This is a genomic window from Micromonospora sp. NPDC049240 (assembly GCF_040647835.1).
Taxonomy (GTDB): Bacteria; Actinomycetota; Actinomycetes; order Mycobacteriales; family Micromonosporaceae; genus Micromonospora.
In genome coordinates, this window is the sequence record NZ_JBEZCX010000005.1 from 67,486 (window position 1) to 82,336 (window position 14,851).

Annotated in this window: 14 protein-coding genes; 7 read left to right on the plus strand and 7 right to left on the minus strand. The window is 66.2% G+C overall.

What is annotated here, in order from left to right; all coding sequences use genetic code 11:
• Nucleotides 1-95: 95 nt before the first annotated feature.
• A complete protein-coding gene (locus tag AB0B02_RS09185; protein WP_357298537.1) occupies nt 96-350 on the minus strand; it encodes a hypothetical protein in 255 nt (84 codons plus the stop codon).
• 622 nt (nt 351-972) lie between these two features.
• Between AB0B02_RS09185 and AB0B02_RS09190 the strand changes: the two genes are divergently transcribed.
• Entirely contained in the window at nt 973-1,761 is a 789-nt protein-coding gene (locus tag AB0B02_RS09190) for a helix-turn-helix domain-containing protein (protein WP_357298540.1), read from the plus strand.
• 392 nt (nt 1,762-2,153) lie between these two features.
• Here the strand turns inward: AB0B02_RS09190 and AB0B02_RS09195 are convergent, their stop codons facing one another.
• On the minus strand, nt 2,154-4,568 hold the full coding sequence (locus AB0B02_RS09195) for a hypothetical protein (protein ID WP_357298545.1): 2,415 nt from the start codon (nt 4,566-4,568) through the stop codon (nt 2,154-2,156).
• A 298-nt stretch (nt 4,569-4,866) separates the two neighbouring features.
• On the opposite strand from AB0B02_RS09195, the gene AB0B02_RS09200 reads away from it, so the two are divergent.
• Nucleotides 4,867-6,165 (plus strand): RelA/SpoT domain-containing protein, encoded by a 1,299-nt coding sequence (locus AB0B02_RS09200; RefSeq protein WP_357298548.1) that lies wholly within the window; start codon nt 4,867-4,869, stop codon nt 6,163-6,165.
• A gap of 210 nt (nt 6,166-6,375) precedes the next feature.
• Entirely contained in the window at nt 6,376-6,558 is a 183-nt protein-coding gene (locus AB0B02_RS09205; protein WP_357298551.1) for a hypothetical protein, read from the plus strand.
• Nucleotides 6,559-6,560: 2 nt separating this feature from the next.
• On the opposite strand, the gene AB0B02_RS09210 is transcribed toward AB0B02_RS09205, so the two are convergent.
• Nucleotides 6,561-6,755 carry a DUF397 domain-containing protein gene (locus tag AB0B02_RS09210; protein WP_357298555.1) on the minus strand — a complete coding sequence of 65 codons (195 nt, stop codon included), beginning with the start codon at nt 6,753-6,755 and terminating at the stop codon, nt 6,561-6,563.
• Between the two features lie 8 nt (nt 6,756-6,763).
• Complete coding sequence (locus AB0B02_RS09215; protein WP_357298558.1) at nt 6,764-7,591, minus strand: helix-turn-helix transcriptional regulator; 828 nt, start codon at nt 7,589-7,591, stop codon at nt 6,764-6,766.
• Nucleotides 7,592-7,722: 131 nt separating this feature from the next.
• Here AB0B02_RS09215 and AB0B02_RS09220 point away from each other — a divergent pair, with 131 nt between their 5' ends.
• Nucleotides 7,723-7,887 carry a hypothetical protein gene (locus AB0B02_RS09220; protein ID WP_357298561.1) on the plus strand — a complete coding sequence of 55 codons (165 nt, stop codon included), beginning with the start codon at nt 7,723-7,725 and terminating at the stop codon, nt 7,885-7,887.
• A complete protein-coding gene (locus tag AB0B02_RS09225) occupies nt 7,874-9,061 on the plus strand; it encodes a helix-turn-helix domain-containing protein (RefSeq protein WP_357298564.1) in 1,188 nt (395 codons plus the stop codon). Before AB0B02_RS09220 ends, AB0B02_RS09225 begins: the two co-directional genes overlap by 14 nt.
• Before the next feature lie 57 nt (nt 9,062-9,118).
• On the opposite strand, the gene AB0B02_RS09230 is transcribed toward AB0B02_RS09225, so the two are convergent.
• The 3 genes from AB0B02_RS09230 to AB0B02_RS09240 all read right to left on the minus strand — a co-directional run bounded on the left by AB0B02_RS09230 (nt 9,119) and on the right by AB0B02_RS09240 (nt 12,171).
• Entirely contained in the window at nt 9,119-9,946 is an 828-nt protein-coding gene (locus tag AB0B02_RS09230; RefSeq protein ID WP_357298567.1) for a TrmH family RNA methyltransferase, read from the minus strand.
• Between the two features lies 1 nt (nt 9,947).
• The gene (locus AB0B02_RS09235) at nt 9,948-10,748 is read right to left on the minus strand and encodes a phytanoyl-CoA dioxygenase family protein (RefSeq protein ID WP_357298571.1); all 801 of its coding nucleotides are present in this window, start codon (nt 10,746-10,748) and stop codon (nt 9,948-9,950) included.
• 172 nt (nt 10,749-10,920) lie between these two features.
• Complete coding sequence (locus tag AB0B02_RS09240; protein ID WP_357298575.1) at nt 10,921-12,171, minus strand: glycosyltransferase family 4 protein; 1,251 nt, start codon at nt 12,169-12,171, stop codon at nt 10,921-10,923.
• Between the two features lie 24 nt (nt 12,172-12,195).
• Here AB0B02_RS09240 and AB0B02_RS09245 point away from each other — a divergent pair, with 24 nt between their 5' ends.
• A complete protein-coding gene (locus AB0B02_RS09245; RefSeq protein WP_281934086.1) occupies nt 12,196-13,056 on the plus strand; it encodes a DNA-formamidopyrimidine glycosylase family protein in 861 nt (286 codons plus the stop codon).
• Nucleotides 13,057-13,336: 280 nt separating this feature from the next.
• Nucleotides 13,337-14,842 carry a sugar transferase gene (locus AB0B02_RS09250; RefSeq protein WP_281934084.1) on the plus strand — a complete coding sequence of 502 codons (1,506 nt, stop codon included), beginning with the start codon at nt 13,337-13,339 and terminating at the stop codon, nt 14,840-14,842.
• Nucleotides 14,843-14,851 lie beyond the last annotated feature (9 nt).

Below are 14,851 nucleotides of genomic sequence, written 5' to 3' on the forward strand. Positions count from 1 at the left end.
CGACGTACTGGCACCATCCGGGATCTCGCCCGTGGGGCATGACGAACGGGGTGGCTGGCGCAACGACTACACGCCAGCCACCCTGTCACCTTGGACTACTCGGACCAGTCCGCGTAGGCCAACCCGCAGCCCAGGCACTGAGGCTCGTCCTCGTCCAGCGGTGGCCAGTTGTGCTCACAGCACTCCGGGTCACGTTGATAGAAGTCAGCCCAGCACTCGTTCTCCTCGGCAGCGACCCGACCCCAGAGAAGCATCGGGTCGGCAGCGGTGTTCAGATCAAGTTCACGGCGCACGGGCGGCGGGAGCAGCAGCAGCGGATCCTGCCGCTCTTCGGTTGGGTCGGTTGACATCGGACGGATTCCTTCCCGCCCGCTCACCTGGGAACCCACAGCGGTACGTACGACCCCCGGTCGGCCGCCTGAAGGTGGCACCGGACGTGCGTACTGTTGTACCGTGTTGCACGTATGCAACTGGGTGCGCTGCGGCGCACAGATGTGAGCCACAGCCACCGAGTGCATGCGCGCCCGGGTTGAACGGGCTGTCTGGACCCGCAGGACCGCTCCTGAGAAAAGTTGATCCTGTCGGGTTTAGATTTTGTTGGCGATGGCGTAGCGGTGAGCAAGCTTACTGCTGCGCCATCGCGTTTTTTCTTGGGCCCAGCCTTAGCATTAGCCCGTTGATCACACACTGGCGACCGCCGAGACGGGGTGACGGACCACATGTCGGTCACGCACCCGCCGCAACGGTCACCGATCCCTGAGCAAGTCAGCCCCAGGGTGCTGCTGGCGAAAGTATCGGTCGCGTCACCTCCCTCCCCAACCTGGCATTCGGACCCCCCGGGCCAGATTGCTCAATCCTCCCATCCAGCGCCGATGATCTGCAACTCTCATCGCGTAACTACGGAGCGAGATTCGCCGGCTCCTACGCGCTGCTTGCGTTGATCTCCTACATCCAGGCGGTTACTGTGTCAAGGTGACACACGAACCCCATGTATCGGCCGGATACGATACGGACAGCTACGCAGAGATAGCTCCCCGTAGTCGCAACCTCCACAAGGACCGAGTTGACTCTTGGGGCGCAGAGACAAACCAAACCATCGCAACGCAAATCCGCAACTGGCGGAACGCGCGCGGTCTTAGTGCTCAACAGCTATCCGCGCGCTGCGCGTCCCTCGGGCATCCGATCCCCCGAAACATCATCGCGAACATCGAGACTGGGCGGCGAGGCAGCGTTACGGTACCCGAAGCAATAATCCTAGCCATGGCACTTAACGTACCGCCCATCCTCTTGATCTATCCAGTCGGCAAAGAACTTGCAGTAAGATCCTCGCCTCGTCAAGACTGCGGCACCTTCTACGCCGCTAAATGGTTCATGGGAGAGACACGGCCCACACCCGACATGGTCGGACTTGACGAATCCGAGAACTACAAGAGCGCAATGCTCGAGTGGGAATCCGCTCGCGATATTGTCCAGACGTACCGACGGCATGGCACACTCGTGCGGCGCTATAGATTTGTTCGGGAAGACGTCATAGCACAGCTGAAGCGAATGTCAGACCCGGTATCGGCCGATGAAGAGCCAGAGGTTCGCAAGATACACAAACGTCGAACAGACGTGCTTGTTAGCAACTTATCACGGATAGGGACAGAGCTAAGGAACCACCGTGCTTTTATGAAAAAGCTGGACCTTGCCCTTCCAAGCCTGCCACCGGATATTGATCTCACGGACGATCAAACAGTCTACGATGAAGGTTCTCCTTGATGCCCCAATTCGCCCGATAACTCTTGGATAATCTGCGCCCAGTAATCCAACTGCGACGCCGGAAGGCGCATACTCGACCTCCGAGCATGCAACAGATCGCACAGCTGCTTGTATACAGCGGCCGCACGCCAAACAACCAGCACCCGCCGACGTCGCCTATCATCGTCAAGGTCAGGTTCCCCGATGGACAGAAAAAGGCGACGGGACACGCTGGTTACATCGGGCTTGCCCGCGATGACCGTGGACGGCAGGGCAGCCACGATCTGCTCAATCTGCACTCGGAGCACAAGTGCCCTAAGTAGGCACTTGTCATGAATCGGGGCAGGCCAAGCCTCGTAGGCCAAGGTAAGGTCTGCCACTGCCGCCACAGGCCATCGCGGGCTCGTCACCGCTCAGCCCTCAACACGCGCGATGAGCTGCAGCATCCGCCTGGTCTGCCTGATCCACTGCTTGCGCTTGCCGCTGCCTGCGTCTTCCGGCGTTCTGCCGTGAGCAGCTGAACTCAGTGTGTCGATTATCGAATTGAACGCTTGCAGATTCAATTGCTCCTCACCCAACTCAGCGAGAATGCCGTTGAGAAGATCCAGTTGCTTGCGCGTGTCGGCCGCTTTATCACGAGCAGCTGCAATCCTGTCTCCCGACCAACCCGCCCGCCGCCCCAAGATTTCCACTCGTTCCCCAATTTCGGTGTCGAGCGCCTGTCGGCACATCGTCAACGCGAGGATCGTTCGCGCCGACTCCGTACCCAGTGGGTGGCTCACTTCAACGCCGAACACCCTATCCAATTCTTCGATGAAGCCCATTCCCGGCGAGGTGACATCTACCACTTGCACGGTCGACGTCCCATCGGGTAGCCGGGTGAGTCGAAGGTGTCGTGTGTGCTTTCCAAGCGCCCGCAACTCACGCCACAAGCGCTCATCATGTGTCAAGACAACTATCTGAAAGATCTCGGAAAGCTCGACAAGCGCCCGTGCGAGATGCTGCACGCGGTCGCTATCGAATGAGTGGATTGGGTCATCTAGAACCAAGAACCGGAAGGGGCTTTCCAACTGAGTCGCTCGCGGCAGATACGTCGCAAGCGCCAGCGCGTTGCGTTGTCCGGTGCTCAATACCTTTGGCGCGTCAGGGCCCGGAGAAACGCTCGTGCCGCCCACAGCGAGAGAGATACTGACCTTGCCAGCCTGGCGCGTGCCACCAGCGAGCTTCAAGCCAGTAACATCGAGGTCGCTATCCCGGTTCAACTCCTTCCAATATCCAGTAACTTTCTCGGCAATTGGCTCGAAGAGGCTTGCGCGAGTGTCCTTGATCCACAACTCAACTGCCTTGCCCAACTTGTCCGCAGAAGCACCGCGCACATATGCACGGCGCTCCCGTTGCACACAATCAAGCCACTGTTTAATCTGCTGTCCCCCCAGGGCGGTGCCGCTGATCGCGTTCTCGTAATCCGCGACAACCTTGGCGCGCACGCCCGCATACCACCTCCCGACCTGCTCTGACTCCTCAACAAGTTCGGTGATGATTTCTACCGGCGCCGTATGCACCTGCAGCCCTGTCAATCGCCTCGACAGTCGCTCCCAACGATCGATGAATTCGCCGTCTCCTGGAAATTTGCCTTGCAGGATTTCACGAGTCTCTACCGGGAGTGGTTCCGGAAGGGCAGCGCGGCGGAGTCGTTCCCACAGCTCGCCAGCTGTGAGCTCGGCCGCGTTCAGCGTCTTCAACTCGACGGTCAGACGATCCGTTGCAGTACGGGCTGCTACGAGCCACTCCGCTCCGATCGTCCCGCATACGGGGCAGACATCGCTAGCCCGGAGGTGTTCAAGGTGCTCCCCCTTGCCTCGGATGAGGCCCTCTAAGGACGTACGAAGGGCGTCCGCCCCTGGCACCACTGCCACTCGCGCCTCATGCACCGCCTTGACCGCCTCCTTGAGCTGTTCGACAGCTTCTGCGTCGACCACCCAGTTGCGGACCAAATTCGGCCGGCGCACGGCCCGTGGCAGGGTTGTGGCAAGCGCTTTGAACTCGGCCACTTGCTCTGTAGAGGGCAGATGTCCACTCGACTCCACCAGCGTTGCCAGGGCTTCAGCACCCGTAACTTTGGCGATGACCGCGAGAGCCGCACTGTGGGCGCGCTCAACCGCCGCCTTGGCAGCGCGGCCTTCTCTCCTGACGCCATCAACGAGGTCCTGGAGCTTCGCCAAGACAACAAGCGGCAAGCCACCCTTCAGGAAGTCGTGCAGCTTGTCAGGCTTCTCGATGAGCGGTGCAATCTCCGGATACAGCAAGACAGGGGTGTACTGCTCAAAGGCTGACTTCCAGCCTTCCGGGAGCGGTCCATAGGTGCCGTCCGGCTGCTGCCAGCGTGCCGGACCATTCCCCCTACATCCGATCTTGGCGTCGTCCTGCCCGTTCGTGAGCACTGCCTGGATCGACCGATCCACATAGTGGAGGTTCACCTCGGCAAGCTCGTAACCGCGGGCAACTCCGTCACTTAGCAGGTGACGGAGCCCATCCGCAGCGCTGGTCTTGCCAGTGCCGTTCGACGCGGATATCACTACAATCCCGGGCTTAGGCGGAAGCGTCAGGACAAGCGGGACCTTCCCAATCCCGACGTGCCCTTGCACCTCAAGACTGCGAAGAAACCAGGATCCAGGCAGCTCACCTGGACCTTTGGCCTCCTTGCCCGAGGTGTAGTCCTCGGCCAGCTCCCGCAAAAGAGCCTGCGGCCCTTCGTCAAGATCCCCCGCTGCCGCCTCGACATCACGCCACGACAGCACAACCCGAGGTTGCTTCTTCTTCGCCGCCACGATTCTCCTCCCGCCGGCTAATCACCCCATGGCCGTGACTCGGCAATCAAGATCAACAACTGCTTCTGCCGATCGAATCAGGCTGTAATGGTGCGGATACGCTACCGGACAGCCGCCTGGGGCCGAACTCGGGGAGATCCATCGGCGAGTCGTCCTCGTGTTCCTGCCTCCACGGCCGCCCCGCCTCCCAGAAGGTTCAGCGACTCTCAACGACTTGAGGGGTTCCCGGCCGTCGCAGCAGCGACTACCCTGGTCGCCATCAAATTGATCACGTGTCGCATACACGAGTGGACCACCTGTGGACCTGATAGACGAGTTCATTGCTCGATACACGAAGGAATACGACTTCTACGAGCAGGCAGGACGCCTTGCCGCAAGGGAGCTTCAAGGCACGCTCCAGGTTGAAGGCATACGGTCGATTGTCACGTATCGCGCCAAATCCAGAGATGGCCTTAAAGGCAAATGCCGCAAGCGCGAGCAAAAAAACGGCCCCTACAGCACGGTGGAAGAGATTTTCGAAGACATCCCTGACTTGGTGGGAGTTCGGGTAGCCCTCTATTTTCCGGGCGAGCATAAGCAAGTAGACGGAATCGTTCGGAGGCTTTTCGATATTCAACTGACCAGGCACTTTCCAGAGAACAGAAAGCAGCCCCCTGGCAAGCGGTTCAGTGGATATGGCGCTACTCATTATCGAGTCCAGCTGAACGAACAAGATTTAGGCGAGACGGAAAAGCGTTACGCCATCGCGAGAATTGAGATTCAAGTCGCTTCGGTACTGATGCACGCATGGTCCGAGGTGGAGCACGACCTGTTATACAAGCCGCTCACTGGCCACTTGTCAGAGGATGAATTCGCCATCCTTGATGAGCTGAACGGACTGGTGCTTGCAGGCGAGATCGCCCTAGAAAGACTCCAAAGAGCCAGCGAACGCAGAGTATCAATTAGCGGTCGGCGTTTTGAGAACCACTTTGACCTCGCTGTACACCTGCTAAGTCTAGTGCCTGCACGCTTGAACCAGCCAGTCAACGAGGCAGGCCTAGGCCGTGTCGACCTGCTCTTCGACCTGGCAACGCGGCTAGAACTAAACACGCCAGATGAGCTTTCTCCATATCTCGGAGCGCTACATAATGATCTAGAGACTCGTCCGCTTGCGGAGCAGATCATTGACGCGCTACTCGCCGAAAACCCATATTACTACGAGATATATCGCGAGATTCGCGAACGGCGGCTACTAACTCGTTACGCCTCGAATGCCGACAGGGGCGATGCCGCAACACAAATAGGAAATTTCTTGATGCATTGGATCGAACTTGAACACCTCGCCAAAAACTTCATTCCAATGCCCGAACGGCGCAAGCACATAATGCCCAACAGCCACACACTACGGCATTTCGGCCTGCTGCCCCCCGAGATGATCATGGAGTTTGAATGGGTGCGCCAACTACGAAACCGACTCGTCCACGGAATTGAGCCACCATCGGGTCCAGAGCTTGACGAAGCTTCGCAGGCGATTCAAAGGCTCATTGCTGAGATGAGTAAGAGATTCGAACAACACAACGATGGCGATCCCGACCAAGATGAAGAACCCGACGAATAGGCTACCTTGTTAATGCCACTGATGACAGCGTGCAGCGCTTGCCGGATCAGCTCCCCCGCAGCGTCGCCGTACGCTGCCTCATTGGCCAACCCTTGGAGCGCCTTGGCATATAGCGCGATCTCGCAGGGCTGAGTCCCGGCCAGCTCGGCGGTGACAACCTCGACGTGCACCAGGCGACTATCAACAAGATGAACTGATTGCTCGCCACCCTTGGGCGGGCTGCTGGGCATCGACCGCGAGGCCGTCGAGGCCGAGGCCAACCTGGACAGCAAGTTCCTGCTGCGCTGCTCCGAGCCGAAGCTGTCGGCCGAGGACATCGCCCTGGGCTACAAGAAAGCCCCGGCTCCGAGGCGGAAGCGGGGAGTGGCGCTGTCTCAGCAGTACGCGCGGTAGCGCTAGTTGCTCTTGAGGGAGCCGATGAACGCGCGCCAACCCTGGGCACCGAAGGCCAACGCAGGGCCGGCCTTGTCCTTGCTGTCTCGGACGGCCACCCCGTCGCGAAGATCGGCCACCTCGACGCACGCGCCGCCGTTGGAGTCGCTGCGGGTGGACTTCCGCCACACCGCGCCGGTGAGGTCCGGGTTCGACATGTCAGCCTCTACTTCATCTCGTCCGCGATCCGCAGAATGAGTCGGCGGGACTCCGCCGGCCCCAGGGCCGCAGCTTGAAGGCGTCCCCACAGCCGATTGTAGGACCGGAGCGACTCAGGGCTGTCGAGGTAATCCGCGTCCGTGAACGTCTCCAGGTAGACGACGTCCGAGGCGACTTCCTCGCCGAACCGCAGGATGATGAAGTTGTACGAGGCTGTCACGTAGGTCTCGGCATCGAGTGGAAAGACCTGGATCGTCACGTTCGGACGGTTGGCCAGAGCGGCGATATGGGATAGCTGCTCCCGCATCGCTTCCCGGTCGCCGAGGTCACGGCGCAGTGCTGACTCGCTGAGGATGAAGCTCAACTCCGGTCCGTCGGGGCGATCGATCACCTTTTGTCGTTCGAGGCGCACTGCGGTCTGCTGTTCCACATCCTCGCCTTCGATGATCGCTCGGATGTAGGGCTCGATCTGGAGGATGCCCGGGATGACCTCGGACTGGTACCAGCGGATCTCGGCCGCGTCCGCCTCCAGGTCGAGGTACTGCCGGAACCAGTCCGGCACGACGTTCCGGTATCCACTCCACCGTCCCCGCTGCCGTCCGGCGCGGGCGAGGTCCCGTAGCGGCTCGGCGTCCTCACCGGTCACCCCGTAGAAGTCGAGCAGCAGCTTCAAGTCCGTCAGCCGGATGCCCGACTGTCCCAACTCCAGCCGACTGACCTTGCTCGATGCCGAGTCGATGACCTCCGCAGCCTCTTCCTGGGTCTTGCCCGCCGCCTCACGGGCTCGCTTGAGAGCGTTGCCGAGGCGACGCCTCTGGATCGTCGGCGTGACCATGCGGCGAGTATCCCGCCGTTCCGGCCAGCCGCCCGGCGACACGCCGTGAGTTCCCAAATCAGGAGCAGGTCGCTAGCCTTCTGGTCTGGACTCCTATTTTAAGGAACTAAAATTATCTTCCGGGAGGACTCATGGGACGAAAGTCCGAGCGCGAGGACCGGGGCGAGCAGATCCAGGCGGCGGAACGCGAGGCTGCGCGGCAGCGGCTTCTCGCCCAGGCCAAGGCGGAGCGGATACTCGCCGAGGAAACCACCCGGGCGGTGCCGGACCGGCGGCGGCAGCGTGGACAGCAGTGAGCTGCTGCCGGTCGGCCGGCGGGTGGCGTACTGGCGGGGGCGGCGGAAGTTGTCGCAGCAGGTGTTCGCCGATCGGCTCGGCCGGTCGAAGTCCTGGGTCGACAAGGTCGAGCGGGGTGTCCGATCCCTCGACAAGGTGTCGACGCTGCGGGACATCGCCGCCGTCCTGCGGATCGACACCGCCGTGCTGCTCGGCCGGGACACCCGACCCGCTGCGGTGACCGAGCGTGCCGGGGGCGTGGACGGGATCCGGGCGGCGCTGTCGGCGTACGAGATGGCTCTGGCAAGGCCGACCGCCCACGGCACGGTGCTGCCGGCGGACCGGTTGGCCCGGGATGTCGAGCACGCCTGGATGACGTTTCAGCACGCCCGGTATCCGCAGGTGGTTGCCGCCATGCCGGGTCTGCTGGCCGGTGTGCAGCGCGTCGCCGCCGACGGGTGGGGGCGCCCGCTGCTGGTGGAGGCGTACCGGCTCACCGCGTCGCTGCTGGTCAAGCTCGGCGAGGTCGAGCTGGGCTGGCTGGCCGCGGACCGGGCCATGACTGGCGCGACCGGCGATCCGGTGTTGGTGGCCGCCGCCACGGTGCAGCTCGGCCAGGTATTCCGCGCGGCGGGGCGGGCGCGGGAGGCACAGTCGGTGACCTTGGCCGCCGCGTACCGGATCGCCCCTCAGGACGGCTCTTCCGGCGGGTTGTCGTTGTGCGGGACGTTGCTGGTGCAGGCCGCGCTGGCAGCGGCCCGCCGAGGTGACGCCCGCGTCGCCGCCGAACTCATCGACGAGGCCGCCGGCATGGCCACCCGGGTGGGTGACGGCCACGACCATCACCGGACCGCCTTCGGGCCGACGGCGGTCGACCTGGCCCGCGCCGCCGCCACGCTCGACCTGGGCGACGCGAGTGAGGCGGTCGCCTGGCACGAGAAGACGACCGCGCGGGACGCCTGGCGGTGGCTACCGGTGGAACACCGGGCGGCACACCTGATCGACGCGGCCCGCGCCTACCTTCAGGCCGACGACCCGGCCGGCGCCGGCCGCGTACTGGTCGACACCGATCGGATGGCACCCGCCGAGGTACGCCAGCGGCCGGTCGCGCGGCAGGTGCTCGCCCAGGTGGCCCGCGATCTGCGCGCTCCCGCCACGATCATCCAACTCGCCGCTGCTCTCGGGGTGAGCTGAGCATGACCGGGCCGGCTCGGACGGCCGTAGCCGGCAGGAGATCGCCTCGGCAGCAGATCAGGGGGAGACACATCGGGCAGCGGTGCGGCGCTGGCGTGCCGACTCGTAGAGGAGGATGGTCGCGGCGGCCGCCGCGTTCAGGGAGCTGGCGGCTCCGGACATCGGGATCCGGACGAGCTGGTCGCAGGCCGCCCGCCAGCCGACGCTGAGACCGGTGGTCTCGTTGCCGATGACGGTCAGCGTGGGTCGCGTGAAGTCGTGCTCGGCGGCATCCAGTGCGCCGTGCTCGTCGGCACCCACGAGGCCGATGCCGACACCGGCGGCGCGCACGTCGGCCACCCAGGACAGCACGGCCTGGTGTGCGGGCACCCGGACCACGGGCAGCGCGAACAGCGAGCCGGTGCTCGCCCGCACCGCCTTCGGGTCGTACACGTCGGCGGCATGGCCGGTGACGATGACTCCGGACGCGCCGAGGGCGTCCGCGGACCGGATGACCGTTCCGATGTTGCCGGGGCTGGTGGGCCGGTCGAACACGACGACGTTCATGGTCGGCCCGGCCGGGATACGGCACAGGTCGTCCTCGCGTGTCGCGACCACGGCCAGCAGCTCCGGTGCCGTGTCCGCCTTGCCGCCCAGCTCGTGCATCAGTTCCCGGGAGACGGCGAACCGCTCGGCCCGGACGGTGTCCAGGGTCCTGCGGGCCCAGCCGGACATCTGGGTGTCGACGTCGTAGAGCAGCTCCCGGACCTGCCAGCCGTGTTCGACGGCCATGGCGATCGGGCGTACGCCCTGCACGAGGAACTCGCCGCGACGCTGCCGCTTGGCCCGGTTGCGGAGCAGCGCCTCCCACTGCTGGAACCGGGCGTTGCGGCCACTTACCCGCACCTCAGCGACTCCCTCGCGGGGCGAGGTCCGGGGTGTCCCGCCCGAGTCCCCGGCGAATCGCGATCTCCACGGCCGAGTACGCGCCGTCGGCCCGGTCCAGTTCGTACGGCGCGGCCGGCATCAGCGGCGGCTGGGCCATGAAGCGCGGTCGCGTCCCGTGGTGCGGTTGTGCCGCGTGCACCAGGAAAGGATGGCACAGGAAGACGTCGCCCGGGGACCCGGTGGCCAGGGCGAGTGGCCGGTGGTCGGAGGCCGCCACCAACTCGGGCGCGAGGTCCAGCCCGCTCGCCCCGTCCTCCCCGTACTTCTCCAGCACCTTCGGCACGTCGAGGTGTGAGCCGACCCGGATCCGGGTCGGGGCGTCCCCCGCACCGACCTCGCTGAACAGGAACAACATCAGCAGCGCCCGGTCCCGGGAGCGAACGTTCGTGAAGTACCAGTTTGCGCCCTCCGGCAGATAGCTGCCCTCGATGTGCCAGCCCGCGTCGTCCGGCTCGTCCGCGTGCGGGAAGCGCAACGGGAACGTGCCCAGCGAGTAACGCGGCTCCCACCGTCCCGCGCCGACGAGCAGGTCGTACGCGTGGTGGAGGAACGGCGAATTGGGCGCGGCGGCGAACGGCCCCTGCGCCATGCCGGGCACCCAGTGCACGGGCTGCGTCCAGGTGGCCGGGTCGTCCGGGTCGCAGCCCGTCTGCCGCCACAGCAGCCGCGCGCAGTCCGCGGCCACGCGCGGTGCGACGGCCCCCGCCAGCTTCACGAAGCCGTCGCGAAGGAACCGGGATACCAGTGTCTCGTCGTCCATGCCTCCCATCGTGTGGTGGCACCGGTCCCGGTCACCCGACACTTCCCGCGCCGCGTCGGTCGGGTGGGCCAGCCCCGGTGATCAAGAAGTTAGCGTCGGAAGCCCGCTGATTCCTGACGCAAACTCCTTGATCAACGCGAGAAAAGAAAGGGGGGGCGGGGCGGGGCGGGGGTCAGGAGAGGGAGGCGTAGACGTCGATCAGGCGCTTGGTGATCACGTCGGGGTGGAACGTGCGCTCGTAGCGGGTGCGGGCCGCGCCGGCCAGGGCGCTCGCCTCTGCGGCGGCCAGCGGCAGCGCGGTGGCCAGCGCGGCGGCCTCGGGCGCCACCACCCAGCCGGCCTCGCCACGCTGCACCCCGACCGGCAACGGGACGTGCCCTTCGCCGGGCGCGGCGGTCGCCACCTCGGCCGGGCCGGTGCCGGCCGGCTCGCGGGGGGTGTCCGCGCCGACCAGGTACGGGATGCCGCCGAGCGCGGTGCCGAGCACCGGCCGACCGGCTGCCAGCGCCTCGATGATCACGGTGGGCAGCACGTCGTGCCAGGTCGAGGTGGCCAGCACCACGGCGCTGTCGGCCAGCGCGGCGCGTACTCCCTGGCGGTCGAGCTGGCCCAGGTAGCGCACGTCGGGCCGCTCGGCGGCGGCCGCCTCGGCCAACGGGCGCAACTCGCCGTCACCGGCGATGCGCAGCGGGCCGAGCGCGCCCACCGGGTGTCGCCGCCACGCCGCGAGCAGCAGGTCCAGGCCCTTCTCCGGGCTGAGCCGGCCCATGAACAGGAAGCCGTCCCCCACCGGCGCCGGCGTGCCCGGGTCGGGCACCGCGTTGGGCTTGACCACGATCCGCTCGTCCGGGATGCCGTAGTCCCGCAGGTGGTCGGCGACCGCCGTGGTCAGCGCGATGAAGCGGTCCACCGACCGCCAGGTCGGGCGGTGCACGGCCAGCGTGGTGGCCATCAGCGCGCTCTGCGCCCGGGAGTCGCGGTAGCAGCGGTGCACGATCGCCGGCACGCCCAGCGCGCGACCGCGGCAGTCCTGGCAGATCACGCCGTCGCGGAAGTAGAGACCGGAGGAGCAGACCTGCCGGTAGTTGTGCACCGTCTGCACCACCGGCACGCCGCGCCTGTGCGCGGTCCGCACCACCCAGGGCGAGAGCAGCGGGTACGGGTTGTGCAGGTGCAGCACGTCCGGCCGGTGCTCGACGAGCAGGCGGTCCAGGTCGTGCTGGGCCTTCGGGGCCCAGATCGGCGAGATCGGCAGCAGCGCCTTGGCCGGCTTCGACATCGACGGGATCTCGTCGGAGCTGCGCAGGAACGGCAGCACCTCCACGCCGGCAGCGGTGAGCTGGGCGATCTCCGCGTCGACGATGGTGTTCTCGCCGGACGGCTGAGCTTCCCGGTACCGGTTGTGCGCCACCACGATTCTCACGGGAAAGAAGGCTACCGTTGTCCCGTGCCTGAACTACCGGAGGTGGAAGCGCTCGCCGGATACCTGCGTGAGCGGGCGGTGGGCCGGCGTGTCGAGCGGTTCGAGGTGGCCTCGATCAACGCGCTGAAGACGTACGATCCGCCGCCCAGCGCGGTCGCCGGTCGGACGGTGACCGGCGCGGGCCGGCACGGGAAGTTCCTGGACGTCCGGTTCGACGAGGATCTGCACCTGGTGGTCCACCTGGCCCGGGCGGGCTGGTTGCACTACCGGGAGGCGTTCCCGTCAGCGACCCCGCTGCGGCCCGGCAAGGGCCCGATCGCGGTGCGGGTACGCCTCGACGACGGCTCCGGCTTCGACCTGACCGAGGCCGGCACCCAGAAGAAGCTGGCCGCCTACCTGGTCACCGACCCGGCCCAGGTGCCCGGCGTGGCGAAGCTGGGGCCGGACGCGCTGGCGGCCGACCTGCCCACGTTCGTCGAGCGGCTGCGCAGCCGCCGGGGGCAGGTCAAGGGCGTGCTGACCGACCAGTCGGTGCTGGCCGGCGTGGGCAACGCGTACTCGGACGAGATCCTGCACACGGCGCGGCTCTCCCCGTTCGCGATCACCGACCGGCTCACCGACGACCAGCTCGCCGGCCTGCACGCGGCGACCCGGACGGTGCTGGGCGACGCGGTCCGGCGGTCGATGGGCCAGCGGGCCGCGGAGCTGAAGGGGGAGAAGCGCTCCGGCCTCAAGGTGCACGCCCGGAAGGGGCTGCCCTGTCCGGTGTGTGGTGACACGGTGCGTGAGGTCTCGTTCGCCGACTCCAGCCTCCAGTACTGCCCCACCTGTCAGACCGGCGGCAAGCCGTTGGCTGACCGAAGGTTGTCGCGACTCGTACGGTGAGTAACCACACCCGGTGGTTACTGAGCGGAATCGACCGGGGATCGCGGAAGGTCCCGGTCGGTGGCTCTACCCGACTCGTCATCCATCGGTATAGTGGCTCGGTCCCCGGCTTCACAACTGACTCGGAGCCGGCCAGATCGCCACGGTCAACGTGGGAGACTGGAACGGTGAGCGACCCGCGTCCTCACGGCGAGTGAGGTTCGGGTCATGCGGGAGGACATGGGTTGAGGTGACGACAAGCCTCCAGCGCCCGGTAACCGACACAGGCCGGAGCAAGAGCGTGCGGCACGTCGACAGCTTTGAGATCCAGCCGCCGACACCGCCGTCGCACAACGGCGTACCCCGGTCGGGGTGGGCCCGCGCCCGCCGCCGGGTCTCCCGCTGGCACCGTCCCTACATCGCGGTCCTGCTGCTGGCCGACTTCGGCGCGGCGGCGCTGGCCAGCTTCCTGGCCGTGCAGATCTTCGAGCAGGCCGACTCCGGCTTCAAGAACTCCCCTCAGGTGTGGTTCTACACCGTCGCGTTCCTGCTGCTGCCGCTCGGCTGGCTGCTCATCCTGTGGGGAAACCGGGCGTACGACCGGCGCTACCTGGGCCTCGGTCCGGACGAGTTCAAGCGCGTCATCCGCTCCGGTGTGGCCGTTGCCGCCACCGTTTCGTTCCTGGCCTTCGCCACGGTGACGTCACTGTCCCGCTGGACGGTCGGCTTCGCGCTGCTCGGCGCGCTGCTGCTGATCCTGCTCGGCCGGATGATCGCCCGGGCCGGTCTGCACGCGTTGCGCCGCCGGGTCGGTCAGGCCGGGCACCGGATGGTGCTGGTCGGCACGCTGCCGGAGTGCCTGGAGGTCTACACCACGGTCACCCGCAACCCCGGCGTCGGCCTGGTGCCGGTCGCCATCCACCTCACCGACGGGTACGCCGCCGCCCGGGGCCTGGAGACGCCGGTGCCGGTGTACGCCGGCCGCGACGTGCTGGCCCTGGTGCGGGAGGTCGGCGGCGACACCATCGCGGTCTGCGGCTCGGCCACCGCCGAGCCGGGTGAGCTGCGCCGGCTGGCCTGGCAGTTGGAGGGCTCCGGCGTCGACCTGGTGGTCGCGCCCCAGCTCACCGACATCGCCGGCCCCCGGGTGCACATCCGCCCGATCGAGGGCCTGCCGCTGCTGCACGTCGAGGAGCCGACGCTCTCCGGCCCGGCGCTGCTGCTCAAGAGCCTGATGGACCGGGTCGCGTCCGGGCTGGGCCTGCTGGTGCTCGCCCCGCTCTTCGCCGCGGTCGCGCTCGCCATCCGCATCTCCGACCCCGGCCCGGTGTTCTTCCGGCAGCCCCGGGTGGGGCACGAGGGGCGCACCTTCCGGGTGTGGAAGTTCCGCACCATGTACGTGGACGCGGAGGAGCGACTGGCCGGCCTGGTCGACCAGAACGAGACCGACGGCATGCTGTTCAAGATGAAGCAGGATCCTCGGGTCTTCCCGGTGGGCCGCTTCCTGCGGGCCTCGTCGCTTGACGAGCTGCCCCAGTTGATCAATGTGCTCTGGGGCGAGATGTCCCTGGTCGGCCCGCGTCCGCTGCCCGCCGACGACGGCGACTTCCTGGGCGACGTGCGACGCCGGCTGCTGGTCCGGCCGGGCATGACCGGGCTGTGGCAGGTGTCCGGCCGCTCCGACCTGTCCTGGGACGAGGCGGTCCGGCTCGACCTCTACTACGTCGACAACTGGTCGCTGGCGTACGACCTGAGCATCCTGTGGCGGACCGTCGGGGTGGTGCTGGCGCGCAAGGGCGCGTACTAACGTTCCCGG

What these genes read in the sequence shown, in the direction of transcription:
- AB0B02_RS09185 (WP_357298537.1), bottom strand. Translation starts at nt 350, where the DNA reads ATGTCAACCGACCCAACCGAAGAGCGGCAGGATCCGCTGCTGCTGCTC.
- AB0B02_RS09210 (WP_357298555.1), bottom strand. Translation starts at nt 6,755, where the DNA reads ATGTCGAACCCGGACCTCACCGGCGCGGTGTGGCGGAAGTCCACCCGC.
- AB0B02_RS09215 (WP_357298558.1), bottom strand. Translation starts at nt 7,591, where the DNA reads ATGGTCACGCCGACGATCCAGAGGCGTCGCCTCGGCAACGCTCTCAAG.
- AB0B02_RS09220 (WP_357298561.1), top strand. Translation starts at nt 7,723, where the DNA reads ATGGGACGAAAGTCCGAGCGCGAGGACCGGGGCGAGCAGATCCAGGCG.
- AB0B02_RS09235 (WP_357298571.1), bottom strand. Translation starts at nt 10,748, where the DNA reads ATGGACGACGAGACACTGGTATCCCGGTTCCTTCGCGACGGCTTCGTG.